The 25637-nt window shown below is 36.3% G+C and carries 16 protein-coding genes and 1 tRNA gene; 9 read left to right on the top strand and 8 right to left on the bottom strand.

Annotation, left to right across the window (positions count from 1 at the left end):
* The first annotated feature begins 1034 nt into the window (after positions 1–1034).
* The gene (locus ACFINO_RS02525; RefSeq protein WP_375617766.1) at positions 1035–2234 is read left to right on the top strand and encodes an MFS transporter; all 1200 of its coding nucleotides are present in this window, start codon (positions 1035–1037) and stop codon (positions 2232–2234) included.
* A 43-nt stretch (positions 2235–2277) separates the two neighbouring features.
* Here the strand turns inward: ACFINO_RS02525 and ACFINO_RS02530 are convergent, their stop codons facing one another.
* The 3 genes from ACFINO_RS02530 to ACFINO_RS02540 all read right to left on the bottom strand — a co-directional run bounded on the left by ACFINO_RS02530 (position 2278) and on the right by ACFINO_RS02540 (position 5896).
* Positions 2278–3705: an MFS transporter gene (locus ACFINO_RS02530; RefSeq protein WP_375643009.1), complete on the bottom strand. Its 1428-nt coding sequence runs from the start codon at positions 3703–3705 to the stop codon at positions 2278–2280.
* Positions 3706–3823: 118 nt separating this feature from the next.
* A complete protein-coding gene (locus ACFINO_RS02535) occupies positions 3824–5038 on the bottom strand; it encodes an NADP-dependent isocitrate dehydrogenase (RefSeq protein ID WP_375633834.1) in 1215 nt (404 codons plus the stop codon).
* A gap of 783 nt (positions 5039–5821) precedes the next feature.
* A tRNA-Glu gene (locus ACFINO_RS02540) sits at positions 5822–5896 on the bottom strand.
* A gap of 1254 nt (positions 5897–7150) precedes the next feature.
* Here ACFINO_RS02540 and ACFINO_RS02545 point away from each other — a divergent pair.
* Together ACFINO_RS02545 and glpX are read left to right on the top strand one after the other, a co-directional pair.
* Positions 7151–8467, top strand: a complete 1317-nt coding sequence (locus tag ACFINO_RS02545; RefSeq protein WP_375633188.1) for a homoserine dehydrogenase — start codon at positions 7151–7153, stop codon at positions 8465–8467.
* A gap of 143 nt (positions 8468–8610) precedes the next feature.
* Positions 8611–9597 carry a class II fructose-bisphosphatase gene (glpX, locus tag ACFINO_RS02550; protein WP_375634464.1) on the top strand — a complete coding sequence of 329 codons (987 nt, stop codon included), beginning with the start codon at positions 8611–8613 and terminating at the stop codon, positions 9595–9597.
* A gap of 105 nt (positions 9598–9702) precedes the next feature.
* Here glpX and ACFINO_RS02555 read toward each other — a convergent pair whose 3' ends face one another.
* Entirely contained in the window at positions 9703–10809 is a 1107-nt protein-coding gene (locus tag ACFINO_RS02555) for a branched-chain amino acid aminotransferase (protein ID WP_375643002.1), read from the bottom strand.
* 306 nt (positions 10810–11115) lie between these two features.
* Between ACFINO_RS02555 and ACFINO_RS02560 the strand changes: the two genes are divergently transcribed.
* The gene (locus ACFINO_RS02560; RefSeq protein WP_375642999.1) at positions 11116–11391 is read left to right on the top strand and encodes a hypothetical protein; all 276 of its coding nucleotides are present in this window, start codon (positions 11116–11118) and stop codon (positions 11389–11391) included.
* Between the two features lie 176 nt (positions 11392–11567).
* On the opposite strand, the gene ACFINO_RS02565 is transcribed toward ACFINO_RS02560, so the two are convergent.
* From ACFINO_RS02565 to ACFINO_RS02575, 3 genes are all read right to left on the bottom strand, one after another.
* A complete protein-coding gene (locus tag ACFINO_RS02565) occupies positions 11568–14084 on the bottom strand; it encodes an SPOR domain-containing protein (RefSeq protein ID WP_375655000.1) in 2517 nt (838 codons plus the stop codon).
* 151 nt (positions 14085–14235) lie between these two features.
* A complete protein-coding gene (gene argS / locus ACFINO_RS02570) occupies positions 14236–15993 on the bottom strand; it encodes an arginine--tRNA ligase (protein ID WP_375633183.1) in 1758 nt (585 codons plus the stop codon).
* 30 nt (positions 15994–16023) lie between these two features.
* Positions 16024–17226: a deoxyguanosinetriphosphate triphosphohydrolase gene (locus ACFINO_RS02575; RefSeq protein WP_375655001.1), complete on the bottom strand. Its 1203-nt coding sequence runs from the start codon at positions 17224–17226 to the stop codon at positions 16024–16026.
* A gap of 108 nt (positions 17227–17334) precedes the next feature.
* On the opposite strand from ACFINO_RS02575, the gene ACFINO_RS02580 reads away from it, so the two are divergent.
* The 5 genes from ACFINO_RS02580 to glmS all read left to right on the top strand — a co-directional run bounded on the left by ACFINO_RS02580 (position 17335) and on the right by glmS (position 22879).
* Positions 17335–17658: a HesB/IscA family protein gene (locus tag ACFINO_RS02580; protein ID WP_375633181.1), complete on the top strand. Its 324-nt coding sequence runs from the start codon at positions 17335–17337 to the stop codon at positions 17656–17658.
* 39 nt (positions 17659–17697) lie between these two features.
* Positions 17698–18687, top strand: coding sequence for a carboxypeptidase regulatory-like domain-containing protein (locus ACFINO_RS02585; RefSeq protein ID WP_375633193.1), 990 nt, complete (start codon positions 17698–17700; stop codon positions 18685–18687).
* Positions 18688–18733: 46 nt separating this feature from the next.
* Complete coding sequence (locus ACFINO_RS02590; RefSeq protein WP_375642986.1) at positions 18734–19519, top strand: cytochrome c biogenesis CcdA family protein; 786 nt, start codon at positions 18734–18736, stop codon at positions 19517–19519.
* A gap of 14 nt (positions 19520–19533) precedes the next feature.
* Entirely contained in the window at positions 19534–20883 is a 1350-nt protein-coding gene (gene glmU / locus ACFINO_RS02595; RefSeq protein ID WP_375655002.1) for a bifunctional UDP-N-acetylglucosamine diphosphorylase/glucosamine-1-phosphate N-acetyltransferase GlmU, read from the top strand.
* A gap of 172 nt (positions 20884–21055) precedes the next feature.
* Positions 21056–22879 (top strand): glutamine--fructose-6-phosphate transaminase (isomerizing), encoded by a 1824-nt coding sequence (gene glmS / locus ACFINO_RS02600; protein WP_375655003.1) that lies wholly within the window; start codon positions 21056–21058, stop codon positions 22877–22879.
* Positions 22880–23270: 391 nt separating this feature from the next.
* Here glmS and recG read toward each other — a convergent pair whose 3' ends face one another.
* Positions 23271–25379 carry an ATP-dependent DNA helicase RecG gene (gene recG, locus ACFINO_RS02605; protein WP_375655004.1) on the bottom strand — a complete coding sequence of 703 codons (2109 nt, stop codon included), beginning with the start codon at positions 25377–25379 and terminating at the stop codon, positions 23271–23273.
* Positions 25380–25637: the final 258 nt, after the last annotated feature.

Below are 25637 nucleotides of genomic sequence, written 5' to 3' on the forward strand. Positions count from 1 at the left end.
TTAAAGCAACAATGTTAATGAGGCGTTAGCGAACTCTTAAAGAAGTATGAAAATTGTATTTTTATGAGATAATTTGTGTTTTTTATTACTAAAGGTAAAGAATAGGTTATATACAATCGAATAGATAAATTTTTAGAAAATTAAAAGAAAACTAAAATAAAATTACAAAATTTAAAATGTTATAATTTTATTTTTTAAGTTTTTATATATAAATTTATTTAAAATAGATTTATTTAATATTATTAATATTATAAAACTATATATATTATGTCATAATAAATTAAACAATAATCACAATAATTATAATATATTATAAAATATTAATAGATATATTGAAATAAAAATTATTATATTTATTTTATACTTTGTTTATAGAATTTATCTGAAAATAATCAATAATATATTTACGTGAATATTTTAATTTACAGATAGTGAGTTAGATATCTGATGCGATTCCTCTGTGAGGGAGGGGGAAAGATGCCTAAAAGAGGATATTTAATAAATCTAGAAACCAAGCACTATTATCATGAGAATTTTTAAAAGACTCTATAATAATTTATAAGAATGGCCTAGAGTTGAAATTATAGCTTATCGATTTGGGGGATCTGCATTTAGATAGCAAAAATAAAGCAACAATAATTGGGGGAGAGGTTTTATCTTTGTATCAAGATAATGATGAGATATTGTTCACTTGTTTGAAATGCATTATTCAGCAAATTTTAGAATTATTTATAGGGTATAGTATATCGTTGTAAAATAAATTTTTCACTGTAAATTTCAACGGCTAAAAAGAGGAGACAAAGTTTATTATCTGGTAGATCTGATAGAAATAGGTGAATACGTCTATGATCTTGAGGTTTTCAAAGATTTTCCATTAAAGAATCTTACTTAAAACTCCATAAAATGCTTTATATATCAAAATATTTCTAAAACTTTATTGGGGACTATTGGGCATGCGTATAACAATGTTTTGAATTTTTGTTTGTGTGTATTACAGATATTTACAGTTAAAACTCCTATTCAGAAGTGATGATATGAGGGATTCTTATCAACAAAAGGTTCTTGTATTGGGAATTGATTCGAGAATACGACGTTTAATAATTTTAGCTCTTGCCGTGGGCAGTTTTGCTATTGGTACTGCAGAGTTTGTTGCAATGGGGCTACTGCCAGAGATGGCACGAAGTTCCTATGTTGATATTCCTACCGCTGGTCAATATATTTCTGCTTATGCATTAGGAGTTGTGATTGGAGCACCTCTTTTAGCTGTGGCAACAGCTCAGGTATCACGCAAAACTGTTTTGATAGGATTGATGCTTTTTTATGCTTTAGCAAATATTGCTAGTGCCTTTTTTTCTGATTTTAGCATATTAGTAGTATTACGCTTTCTCAGTGGACTTCCCCATGGAATCTATTTTGGACTTGCGGCTATGGTTGCTTCTTCAATGGTAGAAATGAAAGAACGTTCTAAAGCTGTTGGATATGTTATGCTCGGCTTAACAATTGCAACCGTTTTGGGAGCACCAAGTGCTACTTGGATTGGTCAACTTATTGGTTGGCAGATTGCTTTTATCCTTGTGGGTATGATTGCTTTATTGTGTAGCTTGCTTATTTGGAATTTTTTTCCTTGTGATTCAATTTTTCCAAAAACGAATCCTTTGCAAGAAATGGGTGCATTAAAGCAAAAGCAGGTGTGGCTTCTTTTGTTGATGGTTTCGGTGGGAGCGTCAGGATTATTTTCTGTTTTTACTTATATCAAGCCAACGTTAATGCATATTTCTGGTGTTTCACTTGAGTTGGTACCATTTATCATGCCGTTAGTTGGATTGGGTATGGTGGTAGGAAATCTCTTGGGGCCTAAATTGGCCGTTAAAATTGGTATTTCGCCGATGATATTTTTGTCTATGCTTTGGAGCGTATTTGTTTTTTTTGTTTTTTTCTTTTTATCCTATGCTCCGTTAACAGCGGCAATAGGATGCTTTTTTGTTGGAACTTCTTTTGCTGCTATGCCTTCTATACAAACAAAAATTATGGATGTTGCACTACAGGGACAGATTTTGGCAGGAGCATTAATGCAGTCTGCTTTTAATATTGCCAACGCTCTTGGTGCAGAATCTGGAGCATTAGTTTTAAAATTGGGTTATAATTATGAATATACAGCTGTTTTAGGAAGTGTTCTAACTTTGTGTGGATTAATGGTTTTTTGCGTCTCATGGTATATGGAAAAGCATGCTTAATACTTTCATTTTTAAAATGAAGAAGGAATTTTTATATTTATTTTTAGTTATTGGAATGTCCTGTTGGGTTTTTTAATATGCAGTAAGAAATGCGCAGTGCTAATGGAATAGCAAGACAAAATAAAAGACCCATGAGCACTATAAGAAGAGTTTTTGCTGCTAAGATCATTCCTATTGTTCCTCCAGGATTAAAGAGACCAGCAAGATTGGTGATGACTCCTGCTAGAGTTGCACTTAAGGCCGCTGAAAATAGTTGTACAGAGGTAAGGGATTCACTGGCACGGAGAGCATCTTCATCATTTGCACATTGTAAGATCCTTGTGAGCAAATGTGGCCATGCTATGCCCGCACTGATTCCAATAGAAAACAGTGCTAAGCAAATAATAAAAATATATTTAAGCGCGGAAACTTCTGTTGGGATGAGCCATAAAAGAATCACTATGCCTAACAGTTTTAATAGGGGCGAGTATACAATGATGTTGCGAATTTTTTTTGTGGAGACACCAGCACTTGAGATGGCTCCACATGTCCACCCTAGGCTCATAAGTGCTGCTATATAACCAGCAATAAGTGGAGCTTGCCCATGAAGCTCTTGAAGAAAAAGTGGAAAATAAAGTTCTATACTGTATACGACTGTTGTCATAACAAGTATCAATGCGTAAACAGAAAAGATTTCAGAAGAGAAAGAAAAGGATTTGCGGGGCAACATAGGATGAGGGGTAGATGATTCGATTTTTGCTAGAACAAAGAGAAGACTAAGTCCGATAACTAATCCGCAAATTTTTGCTATTGTAGACTCCATAGCCCCTCCAACAGAAATAATAAAAATCAATAAGGTGAGTATGAAAAGCTGGAGAAGAGGAAGAGGGGGTGTTGGAACATCGTTTTCATTCTTTTTTGGTAAAAATTTAAAGGCGATGAGTGAGAAAAATATAGCTAATACGCCAATGACCAAAAAGGATGCTCGCCATAGGCCATAATATACAGAAAGCCCCCCGATTGCTGGTCCTAACAAGGTTGATATTCCCCACATTACAGAGATAATACTTAATGCATGTGACCATAAAGATGGGCTGAAAACAATCCGTACCATGGAATAGGATAGGGATAACAAAGAACCACTTCCAAATCCTTGAATAAAGCGTCCTATTAAAAACAATGGCATAGATGAAGAAATGCTGCACATAAAAGTGCCTAGGGTGAAGATAAGTCCAGAAATAACATACGCATTGCGAGGACCTAATTTCCCTAATATTTTTGTTGCAAGTGAAGTACCCACGAGTGAAGCTGTAATAAAGACAGTAGCTACCCAAGAATAATATATTTCACTGCCAATATGATTCATAAGAGAGGGTAAAATAGTAATAACAATATAAACGTTAGTGGCGTGTAACACAACTCCACCTGTAAACGTTAAAAAGCAAAGACCATTTTTACCCAATAAAAGCGCAGACCAGCCCTGTTTTTTCACTGTTTTTTGCTATTTAATAAAAATTTATCCTCTTTTTACTTATAAGGTACTTCTTTGAATTTGCCAAGAGAAATTCAAAGCTCTGTTTAGAGCTTTGAATTTTAATTTAAGTAATAACTTAATTGCCCATTGCTTTTTTGAGATTCTCATCAATTTTATCGAGGAAACCTGTTGTAGAAAGCCACTTTTGTTTAGGCCCAATCAAAAGTGCGAGATCTTTAGTCATAAAACCTTCTTCGACGGTTTTAATACAAACTTCTTCCAATGTCGTGGAAAAGTTTTTTAACTTCTCATTGTTATCTAGTTTAGCACGGTGCGCTAGTCCACGCGTCCATGCAAAAATAGATGCAATAGAGTTCGTTGATGTTTCTTCGCCTCTTTGATGCTGACGGTAATGGCGTGTTACGGTGCCGTGTGCTGCCTCTGCTTCAACAATTTTACCATCTGGTGTCATAAGAACAGAAGTCATGAGACCGAGAGAACCAAAGCCTTGGGCAACAATATCAGATTGAACATCACCATCATAGTTTTTACATGCCCATACATAGCCTCCTGACCATTTAATTGCAGAAGCAACCATATCATCAATGAGGCGGTGTTCGTAATATAATTTACGATTTTCAAATTCAGTTTTAAATTCCGTATCAAATATTTCTTGAAAGATATCTTTAAAACGACCATCGTAAGTTTTTAGAATGGTATTTTTTGTTGAAAGATAAACTGGGACATTCCTTTGTAGTCCATAATTAAAGGATGCTCGAGCAAAATCACGAATTGACTCATCAAGGTTATACATAGCCATAGCAACCCCTGCGCTTGGGGCATCAAAAACATCATGTTCAATAACTTGATTGTCATCACCTACAAATTTAATACTTAATTTCCCTTTTCCTGGAAATTTAAAATCTGTTGCCTTGTACTGATCACCAAAAGCGTGACGTCCAATAATAATTGGCTTTGTCCAGTTATGAACAAGGCGAGGGACATTTTTACAGATAATGGGTTCGCGAAAAATGACTCCTCCTAAAATATTGCGGATTGTGCCATTAGGTGATTTCCACATTTTTTTTAGGTTAAATTCTTTAACGCGTGCCTCATCAGGTGTGATGGTTGCACATTTTATACCAACCCCATATTTTTTGATAGCATTGGCAGAATCGATAGTGACCTGATCATTGGTTGCATCACGATTTTCGACGGAAAGATCATAATATTTGAGATCAATGTTGAGATAGGGATGGATTAATTTATCTTTGATATATTTCCAGATGATACGGGTCATCTCATCCCCATCAAGTTCAACAACGGGGTTTTCTACTTTGATCTTTGCCATTAGAAGTCCTTTTTTTTAAGCGATACTACTTTATAGCACTTTCAAGTTTATAATGAAAAGTAAAAATAAGGGAAAAAAGCACTTAAATATGATCTTTTAGAATCTATGATCAATAGAGTGTAAATTTTGTTGGAGGGTTTAATTTTTGAAAAGAAGTGATGTGTTTGCAAATCTATAATTATTCTATGATTGATGAAGAATCTGTTTAATAGATAAGGTAGTTAGATCACTGGGGGTCAAGGATTATGCATTTTTATTATCAGAGTTTCCATTTAATAAGTTGATTGTATTCTAAATTATAGTTTCTTGATTTGTTGTGTTAGGTGAATAAGAATCTATTTTTATATCGCATTTCAATTCTAAGATTACGGTCTGTTTGTTTATAGAAAAGTTTAATGTGAAAAGGCACTGTAATTAGAAATGCTTCATATAAAATGCGTTTGGGAGAAACTTCAATTTTGAAGGTTGGAAAAAACGTATAAATGATGTGGCTGGTTTTAATTTAAAAATTAACGGTATACGCAAGAATATGGCTTATAAACTCACCGGATCACGAGCTAGAACCTTCTAATTTTTATATTTTATCGATTTTTATTGTTATTAACTTTGCGCAGTAAAACACTATCTTCGAAATGCAACAAAGAAATCAATTATCTAATGATTCTTGTATCTTTTTTACGAAGAGATCCCTTTAAAAATCTTATTCCCTCGTTTTTATTTATGCATTCCTCATTTTTAAGAATACGAATAAAATGAATGTATTACACATAGAAAAAAGAATTATGGTACGCCCAAGGGGAATCGAACCCCTGTTTCCGCCGTGAAAGGGCGATGTCCTAACCGCTAGACGATGGGCGCAAACCATTGATGAGGCTTATAGAGAGGATCTTTTTACTTCGCAAGCCCTCTGTGTCATTTTTTTTGAAAAAAGTGTGTTTTATTGAATAATTTTTGAGCAATTCCTGTTTGGATTGTTTCTTTTCAGTTTGACTAGTAGGCAAAAATGATCAAAACATTATTTTAAGTGTGTTTATTTTTTGCATATTTTATCGTTTGTTATCTTTGCTTGTACATGAGAATATTATTTAACTTGCTAGAAAGAGCCTTTATACAGAAGATTTCTCATTTGAGCTTATCATAAAGCAAAAAACTGTATAATTTATGAAGTATAAAACAAATATTTATTACCAAATTAGCAAATAATACCAATCATACAAAAGTTTTTTTAGGCATAAACCATAGATTAATTTTATTTTAAAAAATATAAATGGATTCTGTATGATGAAAATAAAAATATTAAAGCAATTATTTACAGAATATATTAAAAATATTTTTCTTATCTTTACTTTTACATGTTTATAAGGAATTTAAAATTAAAACCCCTTCATTTGTTCCCTCACATGTTGAGAAGGTTATTTATTTGAAAATGAATTAGCATGGGTAAAGGGTAGATTGAGATTTTTGTCATTTCAATTCGCTAGTTTTTCAAAGAGGTGGCAGTAAGTTTAGGTAAAATATTTGAGTTTTGCAAATTTATTCTCCATATTTATAATATTTCAGAATTATGGTGTGCACATATTAAGTCTTGTTTTTTACTTTAATGTAAGGTTCTATTTTGATATATAAGTGCATTAAGATTTTTGCATTAAAGATTTATATTTCAAACTATGGAATGGTAGGAAGAAATGTGTTATTATTTACTGATCTACTTTGTTTTATCCATTCTCTTAATTTTTCATATGAAAGAATGTTTTTTGTTCCGTATTTGTTAATTTAGAAGAGATGTTTTTATTCTTTCTTACTAAGTCCTTAATATTCTTTAACTTGTTATTGATTATTTTTTAGAACTTTTCTTTATGGCAATTTGCATTTATCAGTTTTACAGATTTTCATTCTGAATTAGATATTTTATAAAGATTCTGAAATCTTTGAAGACAATAAATATTATATTTTTAGGAATGTTGATTGAACAAGCGGGAATAATTCTATTGGAGAACATGAAGTGAATAGAGCGGGGTATTTCTTTTGTTCTTATGGATGTAAGTATTCTTTGTGTTGATTGGCACATCATTTAAACGATTTTTCAGTGAAGAGAGGGATCAGTGGTTAATAATGGCAGAAGCTTTAAAAGTTGGTGTTGCGGGACTTGGTACGGTTGGTACTTCAGTTGTTCGAGCTCTATGTGAAAAAGCGAATAGTTTAGCTTGTCAATGTGGGCGATTCATCAAAGTCGTTGCTGTTAGTGCGCGCGATAAAAGCCGTAATCGTGGAATTGATCTCAGTGATATAAAATGGTTTGATTCACCCGTGGAGTTGGCTGCTTCTGATGAGATTGATGTTTTTGTAGAGTTAATTGGTGGTGAATTGGATGTGGTGTACACCGCTGTTAAGAGAGCGCTTGAGGCGGGACATCATGTTGTAACAGCCAATAAAGCCCTTCTTGCTCGACATGGAGTAGAGCTGGCTATAATTGCAGAAAAAAAAGGAGTTTTTCTTCATTTTGAAGCAGCTGTTGCAGGGGGAATTCCTGTCATCAAAGCGATGAGAGAATCACTTGTCAGTAATCAGATATCGCGAATTTATGGTATTCTCAATGGAACCTGTAATTATATATTAACACGCATGTTTACGGAAGGTCTTTCATTTAAAGATTGTTTAGCAGATGCACAGAGACTTGGATATGCTGAAGCAGATCCAAGTTTTGATATTGAGGGAAATGATACTGCTCATAAATTAGCTTTGTTGACAAGCTTGGCATTTGGAACAGCTGTTTCGTTAGATGATGTTTATGTTGAAGGAATTCATAATATTTCGCAAATTGATATTCGAGCAGCTGATGAATTAGGGTATCGGATTAAGCTTTTAGGAGTTGCATTAAAAACGGATTCTGGAATAGAGCAACGCGTTCATCCAACAATGGTACCAACATCTTCAATGATTGCACAGATAAATGGCGTAACCAATGCTCTTTCTATTCAAAGTGATTTATTAGGTGAATTACTGTTTTCTGGTCCTGGCGCCGGAGGAATGGCAACAGCATCAGCCGTTATTGGTGATTTGGCTGATATAGCAAAAGCGCGTTCTGGTTTTCAGTATGCACCTGTTTTAAGACGTCCAGCATTAGAACTTACTCCTCATAAAAAAGCACGTATTTCGCATCATGCAGGGGGTTATTTTATTCGTTTAAATGTTCATGATCGTACTGGTGTTTTTGCCGCGGTTGCAAGGCATATGGCTGATAATCACATCTCATTGGAGTCGATTGTTCAAAGATCTTTTGTAGAAGATCAAATTGAAAAAACAATTATTTTAATTACGCATGAAACAACAGAGGTGAATGTACGACAGGCACTTGCAGAAATTGAAAAAGATGGACATCTTGTTGCAAAATCTCAATTTATTCGTATTGAGCCTATGGCAGAGAATTGATAACTTTCTTGATAATGACAAAAAGGCAAGCTTGAGTTCTTTTGTTTCTTGTGGAAAATTTTCATCTTTGCCAAAAACTTTATTCTTAGTATTTAATAAGGACTCATATTTTTTCTGGTATTCATTCGGTAGGATTTTTTCATATGCCCACAACTCAGAAGATTTTAAATGGACTTGATCGTATTTTGACGCTTGAATTGGTACGTGTTACTGAACGTGCTGCTGTTGCTGCTGCACGCTGGCGCGGGCGTGGCGATGAAAAAGCTGCGGATCAGGCTGCTGTAGATGCAATGCGGCAGGAACTTAATCGATTGCCTATTGATGGTACAGTGGTGATTGGTGAAGGTGAGCGGGATGAAGCGCCTATGCTTTATATTGGAGAAAAAGTAGGTCTTCAAAGTGGGTTGGCGATCGATATTGCACTTGATCCACTAGAGGGAACAACACTTTGTGCTAAAAATATTGCCAATTCTTTGGCAGTAATTGCAATTGCTGAAAAAGGTAATCTCCTTTACGCTCCTGATGTTTATATGAAAAAAATTGCTATTGGTCCTGGTTATCCAAAGGGAGTAGTAGATATAGATGCTTGTCCTACCGATAATATCCATGCTCTTGCGAAGGCTAAAGGAGTGGCTGTTAATCAGATTGTTGTTTGTATTATGGATAGACCTCGTCATGAAAAATTGGTTAATGAAGTACGTGCAACAGGGGCATCGATTCGCTTGATTGGGGATGGAGATGTTGCTGCTGTTATTGATACAACTGATCCAGAAGAAACAGGTATTGATATCTATATGGGGATTGGGGGAGCTCCTGAAGGTGTTTTAGCTTCTGCTGCTTTGCGCTGTATTGGAGGACAGATGCAAGGTCGTTTGCTGCTAGATACAGAAGAGAAAATTGCTCGTGCAGCTAAAATGGGGATTAGTGATCCCAATAAAGCTTATACAATGGAAGAAATGGCAAAGGGTGATGTTTTGTTTGCAGCAACAGGGGTGACAGATGGCAATATGCTTTCTGGTGTTAAATTTACATCTCGTTACATTCAAACGGAAACTCTCATAATGCGCTCCCATACGGGTACAGTCCGTAATATTAAAGCGCAGCATAGAGATCATTCAAAATTTGATTAATGCTTTCTTTTTTCGTCATTAAAAATAGAGGGAGTTTTTCTAGGAAATACGCTTCCATGAATCTATTTTTATGGAAGCGTTTATAGATATGAGAATATCTTATTATTATGAGAGCTGGACAGAATGAACCCAGCCATTTTTATCTTCTATGTTCCCTTTTTGAAGGCCAACCAATTGTGTACGAAGCTGCTTTGTAACTCCTCCAACTGTTTCATTTCCAATAATAAATTCTCCCCCTTTATATTTAAAACGACCAATTGATGTGACAACGGCAGCTGTACCACAAGCAAAGACTTCTTTAAGGTGTCCACTCTTTGCATCTTCTTGAAGTGCTGCAAAAGAATAAGGACGCTCTTCTATTTTTAATCCCATTTGTTGAGCTAACCTTAAGATTGAATCACGAGTTATCCCTGGAAGAATAGTGCCGTTAAGCGCAGGGGTTACAAGTGTACTATCTGCCATAATAAAGCAGACATTCATACCACCAAGTTCTTCAATCCATTTATGTTCAATCATATCAAGAAAGAGTACTTGGCTACAATTATTTTCAGTTGCAGTTTTTTGTGCCAGTAAGCTTGCTGCATAGTTTCCTCCACATTTTGCAGCGCCTGTGCCCCCTGGACCAGCGCGGCTATAATCTGTTTCAATCCATACATTGACAGATTTTTCTTCTCCTTTGAAATAGGATTCAACTGGAGAGGCTATGATACAAAAAAGATATTCTTGAGAAGGGCGGACTCCCAAAAAGTTTTCATTGCCAAACATAAATGGACGGATATAGAGGCTAGCGTTGGGATGATTAGAAACCCATTTTTGATCAATTTTTACTAATTGATGAACGGCATCCAGAAAAATATCTTTTGGCAATTCTGGCATAGCTAAACGCCTCGCTGATTCTATAAAGCGTTGTGCATTGGCATCAGGACGGAAGAGCAAGATGCGCCCATCTTTTGCTCGATATGCTTTTAAACCCTCAAAAATTTCCTGTCCGTAATGTAAAACGGTACTTGCAGGGTTAATTTCTAAAGCTTTGTATTGAGAAATGATGGCATTATGCCAGCCTTTGTCTTCAGTCCATTGAATAGTACACATGTGGTCTGTGAAAAATTGACCAAAACCGGGACTTTTTAAAATTTCTTCACATTTTTCTTCTGACAGAGGAGATGGGTGTTTTTCTATTTTTAAGGGAAGCGACGATATAGGAGATTTCATAAAAAAACCTTTTGAGTATGTTTCATTTTTATTAATAAAAATAATGAGATATTTTGATCACAACTCTATTATTAACAAAACCTTTGTGTCAATGTTTTATTATAAAACACAAAGAGGTTTATTATAGAATTCAAAGGCTATGATAGATATTTTAATTCTACTCTCGCCTCTTTTTCTCAACTTTATGAAGTAAGCTGGAACTTTTTTCTATAATTATCGTTTTCTCAAAATAAGTATCTGAATAATTTCATATATGCATATTGTCTAGAAATTAAAAGGTAAGGGAATTGAGAAAAGGAATCTACTATGATTGATAAAAATTATCGCACATATGAAGAACGTATGGCAGCAGAAAGAAGAGATAGTGAACAACGTGTTTCAATTGCTAAGGGTATTTTTGCTATTCTTCTTGCGGTCGTTATTCTCTGGTTTGTTTTTGGTTTTTTAGGATCTTTTTTTGCAAAATCTCCTGAACATAGTTCGCGTTATAATACTCCAGAAACAAGCCAAAGCGTAACAACGCCCAAAAAAGATTTAAATTCGCTTCCTTCTGTACCTTATACTTATAAGGGTACGGAGTGATTTTTTTATAAATATAATCTTTTAGATAGGACGAAAATCGACGTAGACTAAAGAATAAAGTCAGCGCAAAGACATAAAAAAGATTAGACGATTTTAATTTCTGAAGTTTTTGATAAGTAATTAAATGGTATGGAAATAAATAATGCAACGGTTTTAATAACCGTTGCATTATTGGTTTAGCGCGTGATGAAGCAACTTCCTCCAGAACTTTTAATGGTTTCACAAAGGATTATGGCTTCATTACGGTCTTGTGTTTGAATCCGAACACGGTAATAAGTGCCTTTTCCTGGTATAAAAGCGGGTTGAATATTTAAAGAACGGGTACCGATAAGGAATCCAAATTTAGATTTCATATTTTTTAAAGAACTTCTAGCGAGCTCATGCGTTGGCTGAGATGCAAGTTGTACGTAATAACTTTCTGAATTTTGTGCTGCGACTCTGTTTGGTGATATGGGGCGAGACGCGGCTGTTGTTTCAACTTGTGTATTTCTTTCTGCATGAGAAGGAATAGGGATAAATTTTTCTTCAATATTTGAGCTAGAATTATTTTCTGCGATTATTTTATCAATATTATTTTTAAGATCATGATCTCTTTCTTGGTCGTTTATATCAGAATTATGCGACGAAACAAGGGACGAATCTTGAAGTTCATTAGAAGCTTGATCAATGCTTTCTTCAGATTGAGCAGCAGTTTTACTGTTTGTTTGATGCGCGGGGGCTAGTGTAACTGTACCATCTTGATTGACAATAACAGTTTGTACTTCTCGCATTGGAATAGTATGATTTATAGCTTCTGTGACTGCATCTTCAACATCAGATTCATTTAAAGACGATGAGGAAATGTTTGAAGATTCTTCAGGGTTTAATTCTTTTAAATTTTCAGGTTGTTCAGAGTTATCAATAAGAAATTGTTGTGTATTTTCTTGTTTCTCATTTTGTTCAGTTGTTTGTTTATAGATATCTAAATTATGTGCAACATCATTTTTCGTTTCAGTTGTTTCTGGTTTGAATTTAAAAGGCGTATTATCAGCGTGGATAATGACCGTTTCTTCATTTTTTTGTGATGGCATAAAAAAATGCGAATAAGCAGAAAACCCAATTCCTATTAAAATAAGTATAAAAATACCTTTAACGAAAGTTTTACTAAAAATAAAACTTTTTAAGGGAGGAGGAGCTGGTGGATGCGTGGGAACCTCATCTGAGCTTGTATATGATGAATTCTCGCTAAAAGGGGGAAAATTATATTCCATATTGTCAGAAGAAAAATAGTCGGAATTTTGTTCTTTAGAGTTTACATAAACACCTTCTTTTGAATTTTGCATAGACTGATGAAAAACTTCACTAAAAACTTCATTTTTCTGTTGTTTTTGAGAAAAATTATCCGTTGGGACATTTCCTACATTAAGTACATCAGCAAATTCTTCTTCTAAACCACCACTAGTTGGCACATCATATTCTGGCGCTTCATACGGGACTTCTGGAACCATAATAGGACCAGTTTTTTCTACGATTTCCTCTGAAAATTTATAAGTATCAACATTGGGAGGGGGAGTATCTCTGTGCGTATAGTTATGGGCAAAAAAGCCATCCGTTTGTTTTGTATTTAAAGAGGGGGATGAGGAAAGAAACTCATCTAAATTATTTTCATTATATGAAATTTCTCTATTTGGGTTAGAGGCACCTTCGGCGTTATTGATGTATTGGGCTCGAGCCTCATCATATATCGGAACTTTTTCGCCATAAGTTTTTTGTTGTGAGGGGTTTTCTGCAAAAAAATGGGGATAATTGGTTGTATGATCTTCTTGTGAAGCCCCCTTTAAATAAGATTGTCTATCAACTGGTGGAGAATCTAAAGGTGAGGAGAAGGTACTTCTTGTTTGATTTCTTGCAGTGTTTTGTCTTTCTGACATAAGATTAGAAGATGAGAAAAACTCATTTGCCTCTGTAGAAGAGGAGACATCAGGATAATCTTTTTTGATCCAATTTTCTTGATCAGCTGAAATTTTATAGGGATGGTTTACAGGAGTGTCATAGAGGTTTTGATTGTCATCATAAGTTTGTTGTATATCCGTAGTTTTAGGCTGTTGTGAATTTGTTTGTGAAAAACGATTGGTTTGTTCAACAGATTCTGGAATCTCTTTCTTATTTTCGCGCCTTTCAGATTTATCAAAAAAGAAATTTTCTGATTCTGATTGTGAAATAAGGTTACTTTTTTTAAGAAACGGATCAGCACTGGTTGCTGTTGTTTTCTCTTGAGGGGATTGATTCTTTGGGATTGGTAATGGAGAAAGCTCATCTAAAATTTGTTCTTCATCATGACTGCTAGGTGAAGAATATTTCTCTTCAGATAAATTATTTTGTTTTGAATGGTTGAAAGAAACAGTTTGTGCAATATCTGAGGCTGTTGCGTTGCTGGTTGCACGCAAGTCCCATTGTTTTTTTTGATCATCAAACGGTAAGTTATGTGCTAAATTATTTTCAAGTTCCTCTTCTAGAAAGGACAAATCAAAATCATCATCATGGGATGATGTTTCGGGGTGAGATGTTGATCGATCTGTCTGTAAAGAAGATTGCTCATTTTGGTTTCCGCTTTGTTTGTGCGGATTAAAAATGCGCGTAAGCCTTTCCAAAGGATCATGGTGTTCATGATCGTGTTTTGTTTCGTGTAGATTTTTGCGATCGTTATCGCTCATAGCTTTTCTCACATGGTGATTTGCATCTGCGTGCAATCAATGGTTGATTTTGATTTGTTATATTAAAATTATAAATTTTCCCCCTCTCATGCAAGGATACATGAAAAAGTTTATCAATAGAGTACCTATTGTATGTATTTATAGAACTTTTTCAACGCATTTCTATTGGTGCTTCGACTCCTATGATGGTAAGTCCTGATGATAAAATATTGATAACAGCTTGTATCAACCCCAATCTTGCAAAGGATAACTCTTTATCATCAGGTTGAATAAAGCGTAAATTGAGATTTTCACTCCCTTTATTCCAATGGGTGTGAAAGCTGGAAGCAAGGTCATAAAGATAAAACGCTAATCGATGCGGTTCCTTATGAACGACGGCCTGTTCAATGATACGTGGATATTCAGAAAGTTTGCGTATTAACAATATTTCATGGTCATCTGTTAATCGATGAAGATGGGCGATTAATGTATCATTTGAAAAGTTTTTAATATGAAGCGCTTCTTGTGCTTGACGAAAGACTGAGTGACAACGTGCACTTGCATATTGTACGTAAAAGATGGGGTTATCTTTTGATTGTTCTGTTACTTTTGCAAAATCAAAATCAAGAGGTGCTTCACACTTACGGTATAACATCATAAAACGCACAGGATCACGCCCAACCTCTTCGACAACATCCCGTAGAGTGACAAAAGATCCCGCTCTTTTTGACATGCGTACAGGATGACCGTTGCGAAAAAGTTTTACCAATTGACATAAGAAGACGCTTAATTTAGCTTTATCCCCAGAAATTGCTTTTGCCATTGCCTCTAGCCGCTTTACATAGCCAGCATGGTCTGTGCCTAGAATATAAATCATTTCATCAAAATGACGATTAAATTTATCCCGAAAATAAGCAACATCAGCAGCAAAATAAGTGTAAGAACCATCAGATTTGACTAAAACACGGTCTTGGTCATCACCAACATTTGTTGAACGGAACAAAGTTTGTTCACTTGGTTCCCAATCTTCTGTATTTTGTCCCTTGGGAGGGGGGAGTTTTCCTTTGTAGATATAACCATTTAAAGTGAGGTCGTTAATGGTGTTACGAATGGCGCGTGCATTATCTGCATAAAGCATTCGCTCAGAGAAAAAGATATCATGATAAATATTAAGAGCAGCCAAATCTTCGCGAATCATGGACATCATTGCATGAATTGCACGTTCTTTCACAAGAGATAAGGCTTCATCTTTATCCATCGTGAGGAGTTGGTCACCAAACTCTTGAGCAAGTGATTGTCCCAATGGTATCAAGTATTCTCCAGGATATAGCCCTTCTGGAATTTCATTAATTTCTTGCCCAAGAGCCTCACGATAGCGCAATAGTACAGAGTGGGCGAGGACTTCGATTTGTTGACCAGCATCATTGATATAATATTCTTTCGTAATGTTATAGCCCGTAAATTGTAGCAAATTGGAGAGAACATCCCCAACAACCGCTCCGCGGCAGTGTCCTACATGCATTGGTCCTGTCGGATTTGCTGAGACATATTCAACATTGACGCGTTTTCCTTGTCCCATTGGAATACGACCATAAGAAGTGCCTGATTCAAGCATGGATTTTATAGCATCTTGCCAAAATAATTTTGTAAGCTTTATGTTTATAAAACCAGGACCGGCAACATCTATATTTTCGATAGAGGAATCATTTTTAAGAAGTTCTATGATTTTATCTGCAAGTGCACGTGGATTGATTCCAATAGATTTTGCAAGCACCATAGCAGCATTGGTTGATAAATGACCATGGGAGGAATCACGCGGAGGATCAACAGTGATTTTTGATAAATCTAGATCTTCTCCATTTTTTCCTTTTATATCAGATAATTCAATTGATCTCTTAATTTTTTTTTCGAAGTTTTTAAAGATATTCATATTTAGCTTCCATGATGATGCCAAAAGCCATTAGACGAAATTATCTGTATGGTCAAATAAACGGTGATATTCACGTAGAGCGTAGTGATCTGTCATGCCTGAAAGAAAGTCAGCAATCAAACGTGCTAACTCTTGATTTTTTAAGTGCACTGTTTTGCTCTGCCAACTTTCAGGCATTGTATTTGGATTTTCATAATAACAATTGAATAATTTTTGTACAATGCATTTTGCTGCATTGCGACGACTAAGAACTTGTTCATGGTAGTAAAGATTTTTAAATAAAAAGTTTTTTAGTTCTGTTTCATAAACGATCATTGTCGGTGAAAAGGTGACAATAGTTTGTTTTGCTTGGTGAATATCGTTTATGCTTGTTGGTTTGATGCGTGCTAAATTTTCTTGTGATTGTTTGATAACATCTTCAACCATGGTTGTTATTTGTCTTCGTACAAGTGTGTAACCGCGACGCGCTTGGTCGAGGTGGGGATGCTCATCTGTTATATCTTTTAATATTGTTGCTGTTAGTGAAACATGTTCAAATTGATCGAGTGTTAAAAATTGCGAACGTAGACCATCATCAATATCATGCGCATTGTATGCGATATCATCTGCAATAGCAGCACATTGCGCTTCTAGTCCTGCAAAACAATCGAGTGCAAGGTCTTGCTCTGCATTGTATTGTAAAATATCGATAGGAACTTCCTTATTCTTCGCGTGAGGACCTAAAAGGGGACCATTATGCTTTACAAGTCCTTCGAGGGTTTCCCATGTAAGGTTAAGTCCATCAAAATTTGCATAGCGCTGTTCTAGTTTTGTGACAATGCGTAATGCTTGTGCATTATGATCAAAGCCGCCATAATGTACCATGGCTTCATTAAGTGCATCTTCTCCAGCATGGCCAAAGGGCGTGTGTCCAAAGTCGTGAACAAGGGCAATGGCTTCGGCAAGATCTTCATCAAGACAAAGGGCACGGGCTAATGTTCTTGCAATTTGAGAGACCTCTATGGAATGGGTTAGGCGAGTACGATAATGATCGCTTTCGTCAGCAATAAATACTTGCGTTTTATGTTTAAGACGTCGAAATGCATTAGAATGGATAATACGATCTCTATCTCGTTGAAAAGGTGAGCGTGTGGTACTCATCGTTTCATGGAATAATCTACCACGGCTTGTTTGCGGATGAGCACTGTACACTGCTCGAGATTGGTAATTAAAGTTGATATTGCCTATATCCATTGCAAGTTGCCCATTATCATCTTAAAATTGAGAGTGGTTTATGACAAATAAACTGCTCTTTGAGTATGGGATACTCTTTCTTGATGGTTTAATGCAAGGATATATAAAATGAATGTGAAAATTTCAGATGTTGCTGCCAAAAAAATTGCACAGATACTTTTGCGTGAACCCGATAAAATAGCATTGCGTATTTCTGTTGAAGGTGGTGGGTGTTCTGGTTTTTCTTATAAATATGACTTGGTTTCTGAAATGTGTAAAGATGACCTCGTTCTCACAAAAGATGGGGCTGTTGTGTTTATTGATTTACTATCACTTCCTTTCATGGAAGGAGCTGAGATTGATTTTGTTGATGATCTTATGGGGCAGTCTTTTCAAATCCACAATCCCAATGCTGTTTCATCATGTGGTTGTGGTGTGAGTTTTTCAATTTAAAATGATGGCTTTGTGATATTGTTTCTTGAAAAAAATATCATGTTGGTCAACAATGTGAGAATGGGTATTCTTATAAAAATAGTGCACCGATGTGTATGGTTGTGCGTGGTGCTTACTTTATTGATCTGGAGCCACTGTGCTTTTTCTGAAGAAGGAGAAGGGAAAGATCAGCAGCAGGGACAATCAAGGAGTTTTATTGTAAAGTCTCAAGAGCAGGAAAAAGAAAATGTAGCATCTCAAACACAACTCATTTTGAATGCTCGATTAACAAATAGTCATCCGGATATTGAAAAAGGGCTTGTCTGGCGGGTTTATGCCCCTATTCTAGGGATTGATAATAAATTACCATTAGTGGCAACCTATAAGGGGGGAAGTGCGCGTTTTGATCTCGAACCAGGAAATTATCTTGTTCATGTCTCATTTGGTCATATGAGTGCTGTGCGCCATATTCGTTTAAAAAATGGACAGAGTCTTGTAAAAAACTTTAATCTTGAGGCTGGTGGAGTCATTTTAAATGCAACACTGCTCAATGGTGTAATGAATGAAAAGGAATTACGTTTTACCATTTATGAGGATGAAAAAGAAAATGATGATACGGGGGTGATTTTATCAAATGTTAAACCCCAATCAGTTGTGCGTTTAAAAGCTGGCCGCTACCATGTTGCTTCCCATTATGGTTCTATTAATGCGACGGCTCGTTCGGATATTCAAGTGGATGCTGGTAAAATGACAGAAGTTACCCTTGAACATCAGGCTGCTCAGATTGTCTTAAAGCTGGTACGACAAGAAGGAGGGGAAGCGCTTGCAGATACAAGTTGGTCTCTTGCCAATGATTCTGGTGATATCGTTTATGAAACAGTTGGTGCTTATGTTTCACTCGTGTTAGCGGAGGGAGAGTATATTGCAATTGCTAAAAATAAAGATAAAATCTATCAAAAAGTTTTTTCAGTCGTTTCTGGTCATGATGAAGATATAAGTGTGGTGGCGAATGAGCAAAATATGCAACGAATTGATGAAGATGTGGATTGATTGTTGTTCATGGGGGTAAACTATGATGAGAGACGGGGTATGAGTTTTGATTGAAATTTCAACAGTTGGTGTGTTTTTTGCTGGGGCACTCTCTTTTTTGTCGCCCTGCGTTTTGCCATTAGTTCCTCCTTATTTGTGCTATATGGCAGGTGTTGGTATTGATGATTTTCGTTCAAAAAATCGTGATGAGAAAGTCTTTGTACGGTGGGCTTTATTGTCTTCTGTTATTGCTTTTGTTCTCGGGTTTACGACTGTTTTTGTTGCTTTAGGTGCCAGTGCTAGCACAATTGGGAAATTCATCGGTTATTATCGTGATTGGTTCGCCCTTGCTGCTGGAATTGTCATTATTATTTTTGGTTTAAATTTTTTGGGGATTTTCAAGATCGCTTTTTTATTCCGTGAAGCGCGTTTTCAGACCAAAAAAACACCTTCTGGTCCTTTAGGCGCGTATATTATTGGGTTAGCTTTCGCTTTTGGTTGGACACCGTGTATTGGCCCCATTTTAGGCCCTATTATAACGCTTGCTGGAACAAAAGAAACTGTGGGAGAGGGAGCTGTTCTATTAGCGGTTTATGCATTAGGTCTTGCTATTCCTTTTATTTTGGCAGCTTTATTTTCGAGCAGTTTTATGCGATTTTTAGGAGCTTTTCGTATTCATTTAGGAAAAGTTGAAAAAATTATTGGTGTTTTTCTTATTCTTACAGGGATTTTGTTTTTAACAGGCTCTATGCAGGATCTTTCATTTTGGCTTTTAGAACATTATCCTTCGTTGAGTTATATTGAAGATATTCGTTGGCACGATATTATGAATTTTTTTGGATTTTCTCGTTAGTCTTATGTGTTTCTATGGTTAGAAGTTGTCTTTCTATTGTTCTTGCTGCAGGTGAGGGGACGCGCATGAAATCGTCTCTGCCTAAGGTACTTCATAAAATTGCTGGATTGCCTCTTATATGCCATGTTCTAAAACAAATAGAATTGGCAGGCTCTTCACAATTAGCAGTCGTTGTGGGATTTGATGCTAAGGAGGTTACGCACGTTGTTCAGTCATTTGTAAAAGATGCGATGATTTTTGAACAAAAAGAGCGTTTAGGAACAGCTCATGCTGTTTTATCTGCTCGTTTAGCTTTGCAAAAGGAAGTGGATGATGTTCTCATTGTTTTTGGGGATACGCCTCTCATTCAGCAAGATTCATTGAACCAAATGCGTGCACAGCTTGCTGATGGAGCAGATGTTGTTTTTGCAGGTTTTCATACCCAAAATCCAACAGGTTATGGGCGTCTTCTCGAGAAAAATGGTCAATTGATCGCAATTGTAGAAGAAAAAGACGCTAGCGATGAAGAAAAAAAGATTTCTTTTTGTAACGGTGGAATACTCGCTATGCGTGGAAAACTTGCACTTTCTCTTTTAGAGAAGGTTGGTAATAACAATGTGAAAAAAGAATATTATTTAACAGATATTGCTGCTCTTGCAATACGCGAAGGATTAGATGTGCGTGTTGTTGAAGTTCCTTTTGAAGATATTGTAGGAATTAACAACAGTCTTGAGCTTTCTGAGGCTGATTCTTTGTGGCAAAAACGTAAAGCGCGCGATTTAATGTTATCGGGTGTTACACTCTTAAAACCAGAAACACTCTATTTTTCTTATGATACAGAAATTGAACCAGGGGTGGTGATAGAACCAAATGTTTATTTTGGATTAAGCGTGAAAGTACAATCTGGTGCTGTTATTCATGCATTTAGTTATCTCGAGGGTGCTGTGGTTGGTAAGGATGCACAGATTGGTCCCTATGCACGTTTGCGTCCAGGAACAGAGTTGGCGAAGTCCGTAAAGATTGGAAATTTTTGTGAAGTCAAACAAGCTAAGGTAGGAGAATCTTCTAAAATCAATCATTTAAGTTATATTGGTGATGCCGAAATTGGTGCACATACCAATATTGGAGCTGGTACGATTACTTGTAATTATGATGGATTTAACAAATATAAAACCATAATTGGTGATCATGCTTTTGTTGGGTCTAATACGGCACTTGTTTCCCCATTGGTAATAGGGGATGGCTCTTATGTTGCTTCAGGAAGTGTTATTACTGAAAATATTCCTATGAACAGTATGGCTTTTGGGCGTGCACGACAGGTTATAAAAGAGGGCTATGCGACAAAATTTCGAGAGCGCTTGTTAGAAAACAAACAGAAAAAATGATTATTTTCAGTCTATTCCTTTGTTTCGTGTTAATCTAACGATGGATAGGATGTTTATTCTTAAAGATTGCCGTACTCCATGTTTGAATTATTTTATTATTTATAGTTTTAAATAAAGGCTGTTGGATTGTTTTATAAGATTTAAATCTTAAGATGAGGGTTGGAGCTTTTTAATGTGTGGAATTATTGGAATTCTTGGAAAGAGGTGTGTTACGTCCTTTTTGGTTGAGGGGTTAAAACGTCTTGAATATAGAGGGTATGATTCATCTGGGGTGGCAACAGTCCATAATGGGCATCTTTATCGTGTACGTGCTGAGGGGAAGCTTGTTCATTTAGAAGAAAAATTAAAAAAAACACCTCTGGAGGGAAGTTTAGGGATTGGTCATACCCGTTGGGCTACGCATGGAATTGCTGTTGAACGCAATGCGCATCCCCATGTGACTGAAAAGCTTGCGATTGTTCATAATGGTATTATTGAAAATTTTGTAGAATTGCAAAAGGAACTCATAGAGGATGGTTGTATCTTTGAAACAGAGACGGATACGGAAGTTATTGCACATTTAATAACGCGTGCATTAAAAGATGGTCTTTCTCCGCAAGAAGCTATGCGTACTAGTTGGAAAAGGCTGCAGGGGGCTTTTGCTATTGCTCTTATTTTCGAAGGTGAAGATAACCTTATGATTGCTGCTTGTTCTGGTCCACCTCTGGCAATTGGTTATGGAAAAGATGAATTTTTTGTGGGTTCAGATGCGATTGCTTTGGCACCATTCGTTGATTATATTAGCTATATGGAAGATGGGGATTGGGCTGTTCTCACACGGGAGGGTGTTACAATTTATGATGCTAACAACCAACCGGTAAAACGTCCTGTGACGACATTACTCGAAGGGGCTTTATTGATTTCTAAGGGTAATCATCGTCATTTTATGCACAAGGAAATGTTTGAACAACCTGAAGTGATTTCTCATAATTTGGCGCATTATCTTGACCTTGGAAATTATGTCGTTAGACCGCTTGAGAATTTGATTGATTGGAAAAATATTCATCGGCTTCTTTTTGCGAGTTGTGGAACGGCTTATTATTCAACCTTAGTTGCGCGCTATTGGTTTGAGAAATTTGCCGCTTTAAGTGTTGATAATGATGTTGCTTCGGAGTTTCGTTATCGTGAACCTCCTATAACGTCTGATGTGTTATCGCTGTTTGTTTCTCAATCTGGTGAGACAGCTGATACATTGGCTTCTTTGCGTTATTGTCGTGAGCGGGGTGTAAAAACAGCAACAATTGTGAATGTAGAGCAATCAACAATGGCAAGGGAGGCTGATTTTATTCTCCCAACACTTGCCGGACCGGAAATAGGTGTTGCTTCAACAAAAGCTTTTACCTGTCAATTGGCAACGCTTGCTTCACTCGCTCTTAGTGCTGCTAAACAACGTGGCTATCTCTCGGCTCAAATGGAAAAGAAACTGGTTCAACAGTTGGCAGAAGTTCCACGTATTTTAAATGAGGTCTTAAAATTAGAGAGAAAAATTGAATGTATTTGTCGTGATTTGGTGAATGCAAAAAGTGTTCTTTATCTGGGACGTGGAACTTCTTATCCGATTGCTTTGGAGGGAGCTCTTAAACTGAAAGAGCTTTCTTATATTCATGCTGAAGGTTATGCGGCAGGTGAATTAAAGCATGGACCAATTGCTCTGGTAGATGAGACAATACCCGTTATTGTTGTTGCACCTTATGATCAGTGGTTTGAAAAAACTTTTTCTAATATGCAAGAAGTGGTAGCGCGTAATGGTCGTATTATTTTAATAACCGATAAAAAAGGAGCAGAGGTGGCTTTTCTTAAGACCTTATCAACGATCACTTTGCCAGATGTTCCAGAATTTATTTCTCCTATTATTTATGCACTCCCTGTTCAGTTAATCGCTTATCATACGGCTGTTTTATTAGGAACAGATGTTGATCAACCCCGTAATTTAGCAAAATCAGTTACGGTTGAATAAAAGTATATTTTTGAATCTTTTGAAGAATAATCAAGTGTAAGAAATTGATTTATAATAAAGCTTATTTTTCCATTTTTCTCTGTTGAACGAGAATGCTGTAGACAGTTTTTTTCTTTCTCAATCCTTTACGATAAAACAAAAAATATCTTCTTACCTATCAAAAAATGGATCAGCTATGTGAACATAATGGTAAAAAAAGACGCAATATTGCTTCTACTGTTTTAATGCAAGAATAATTCAGATTGAGAGAGAAGATAGTGCTGTTGATTTATTATTCGTTCATGAAGCATAAAGATGGTAAGAGACTGCGTAGATCATTTATGGGTAATTCTAAGAGAGAAAACCATATTTAAACAGAAAAGTATTTAAGTTTTTTATTAGAGGGTCTTTATTATCCTGCTCGTAAGAGGCGTGCAGCATCGTTGTGTCCGAAAAGATAAAGGAGCAACCGTAAAGCTTGTCCTTGCTCAGAAGAAAGATGAGGATCGCGTTGTAAAAATAAACGAGCATCTTTTCTTGCCATTGACAAAAGATCGCTATGAACAGCAAGGTTTGCTATATGAAATTCTGGGACTCCGGATTGTTTTGTACCTAAAAGCTCTCCTTCGCCTCGTAGGCGCCAATCTTCTTCAGCGATTTCAAAACCATCTTCTGTATTGCGGATAATATTAAGGCGTGTTGCTGCTGTTTTAGTCAGTGGATCTTTATAGAGCAAAATGCAGGAAGATTTTTTATCGCCTCGTCCTACACGTCCACGTAATTGGTGCAATTGTGAAAGGCCAAAATGTTCCGCGTGTTCGATGATAATGATCGAAGCATCTGGAATATCTACTCCCACTTCAATGACTGTGGTTGCAACTAAAATACGTGTATTTCCACATTTAAAAGATGCCATAGCGGCTTCTTTTTCTGCTGTAGACATTTTTCCATGGATCATACCAACGTGTGCTCCAAAGCACTCATGGAGAAATGCAAAGCGGTTTTCAATTGAAGTGAGATCAAGAGCTGTCGATTCCTCCACTAAAGGACAAATCCAATAGAGCTTCTCTCCTTTTTCTAATGCAATTGCGATTCTCTCTATAAGCTCATGAAGACGTTTCAAAGAAAGCGTTGCTGTTGTAATGGGTTGACGTCCCATTGGTTTTTCGGTAATTTTAGATACATCCATATCACCAAAAGCTGTTAAGACAAGTGTGCGCGGAATGGGCGTGGCGGTCATAACCAGCATATCAGCTTTATTACCTTTTTCTGTAAGAGCGATACGTTGATGGACACCAAAACGGTGTTGTTCATCGATAATGGTTAAAGCGAGATTATTATAAGTAACACTGTTTTGTATGAGAGCATGGGTTCCGATGACAATAGAAACTTGACCTGACAGAATATCATTCACGATATTTGTCCGCAATTTCCCTTTTTCTCGTCCTGTTAAAAGCGTTGTTTGTAATCCGACCTTTTCGGCAAGAGGAGCGATGGTGGCAAAATGTTGCCTAGCAAGCACTTCAGTTGGTGCCATTAAAGCTGATTGTCCTGAATTTTCAGCAATTTGTGCCATTGCCATCAATGCAACAACAGTTTTTCCTGCGCCTACATCACCTTGAAGTAGTCTTAGCATCGGTTCTGGTGAAGCAAGATCATTTGCGATATCTTCTACTGCTTTTTTTTGTCCGGTTGTGAGTTGAAAGGGGAGGATATTGAGCAATTTTTTAGTATAAATTCCTGTTGATGGTCGAGAAGTGCCAACAAGAGATTTAGTTTTCAAACGCACGAGTCCTAGTGCCAATTGACAAGCGAGCAATTCATCATAGGCAAGACGTTTGCGTGCTGTACTTTCTAAGGATAGATCATTGGGGTTAATGGGCGCATGGATACGGCGTAAAGCAACAGAAAAAGAAGGAAAATTTTGCTGCTTTTTTACATTTTTATCTATCCATTCTGGTAGAAGAGGAATAAAATCAAGAGCGTTTTGTATGGCGCGTCTTAGTGTCTTTACAGTTAGTCCTGCAGTAGAGGGATAGACAGGTTCGATGAGAGGTATCTGATTTGATTGTTCGCTTGGGGCAATATAGTCTGGATGCGCCATTGAAAGCTGTCCATTAAACCATTCAACTTTTCCTGATATAATGACTTTTTTTCCTTCGGGGAGTTGTTTTTTTAGCCAAAGAGGTTGAGCATGAAAAAAGACTAAATTTATTTTTCCTGTCTGATCATGGGCAATAACACGATAGGGAATTCGGTTGTGACCACGGGGTGGTGGTTGATGCTGATCGATGATAATTTCGAGCGTAACAGTATCTCCTTCTTTTGCACAAGTAATGTTGGGACGCATTCTGCGGTCTATAACGGAATGGGGCATTAATTGAAGAAGGTCAATAAGGGTTGCTTCGCGTTGTGTGGGATTAACATCTAAGAGTTTGGTCAATAAACCATAGACTTTAGGTGTAATACCAGAAAGAGTTCGGATAGAATTAAAAAGTGGGGTAAGAAGACTTGGAGGCATGAGCAAATTTAACCTGCCCTTTTTGTTTTTTCTAGACCTTTAGAAGAGCTTTTTGGGGATAAAGTCATAAAGAGGAGGTTGCTTTATTTACACATTGAACTTTAGGAAGAGAAATTAATATTTAAAGAAAAATACAATTAAATGGTCAAAAATTAAAGTGCTTAGATGAGGTATATTGTTTTTCTTTTTATTTTAGGTGTTTATTTGCTGTGAATAGAAGCATTTTCTTGATAGAACTCTCTTATAAATATTAATAAA

Source organism: Bartonella sp. AA83SXKL, from assembly GCF_042196965.1.
In the GTDB taxonomy this organism is placed as follows: Bacteria; Pseudomonadota; Alphaproteobacteria; order Rhizobiales; family Rhizobiaceae; genus Bartonella.

What these genes read in the sequence shown, in the direction of transcription:
- ACFINO_RS02525 (WP_375617766.1), top strand. Translation starts at nt 1,035, where the DNA reads ATGAGGGATTCTTATCAACAAAAGGTTCTTGTATTGGGAATTGATTCG.
- ACFINO_RS02535 (WP_375633834.1), bottom strand. Translation starts at nt 5,038, where the DNA reads ATGGCAAAGATCAAAGTAGAAAACCCCGTTGTTGAACTTGATGGGGAT.
- ACFINO_RS02545 (WP_375633188.1), top strand. Translation starts at nt 7,151, where the DNA reads ATGGCAGAAGCTTTAAAAGTTGGTGTTGCGGGACTTGGTACGGTTGGT.
- glpX (WP_375634464.1), top strand. Translation starts at nt 8,611, where the DNA reads ATGCCCACAACTCAGAAGATTTTAAATGGACTTGATCGTATTTTGACG.
- ACFINO_RS02555 (WP_375643002.1), bottom strand. Translation starts at nt 10,809, where the DNA reads ATGAAATCTCCTATATCGTCGCTTCCCTTAAAAATAGAAAAACACCCA.
- ACFINO_RS02560 (WP_375642999.1), top strand. Translation starts at nt 11,116, where the DNA reads ATGATTGATAAAAATTATCGCACATATGAAGAACGTATGGCAGCAGAA.
- ACFINO_RS02565 (WP_375655000.1), bottom strand. Translation starts at nt 14,084, where the DNA reads ATGAGCGATAACGATCGCAAAAATCTACACGAAACAAAACACGATCAT.
- argS (WP_375633183.1), bottom strand. Translation starts at nt 15,993, where the DNA reads ATGAATATCTTTAAAAACTTCGAAAAAAAAATTAAGAGATCAATTGAA.
- ACFINO_RS02575 (WP_375655001.1), bottom strand. Translation starts at nt 17,226, where the DNA reads ATGGATATAGGCAATATCAACTTTAATTACCAATCTCGAGCAGTGTAC.
- ACFINO_RS02580 (WP_375633181.1), top strand. Translation starts at nt 17,335, where the DNA reads ATGAATGTGAAAATTTCAGATGTTGCTGCCAAAAAAATTGCACAGATA.
- ACFINO_RS02585 (WP_375633193.1), top strand. Translation starts at nt 17,698, where the DNA reads ATGTTGGTCAACAATGTGAGAATGGGTATTCTTATAAAAATAGTGCAC.
- glmU (WP_375655002.1), top strand. Translation starts at nt 19,534, where the DNA reads ATGGTTAGAAGTTGTCTTTCTATTGTTCTTGCTGCAGGTGAGGGGACG.
- glmS (WP_375655003.1), top strand. Translation starts at nt 21,056, where the DNA reads ATGTGTGGAATTATTGGAATTCTTGGAAAGAGGTGTGTTACGTCCTTT.
- recG (WP_375655004.1), bottom strand. Translation starts at nt 25,379, where the DNA reads ATGCCTCCAAGTCTTCTTACCCCACTTTTTAATTCTATCCGAACTCTT.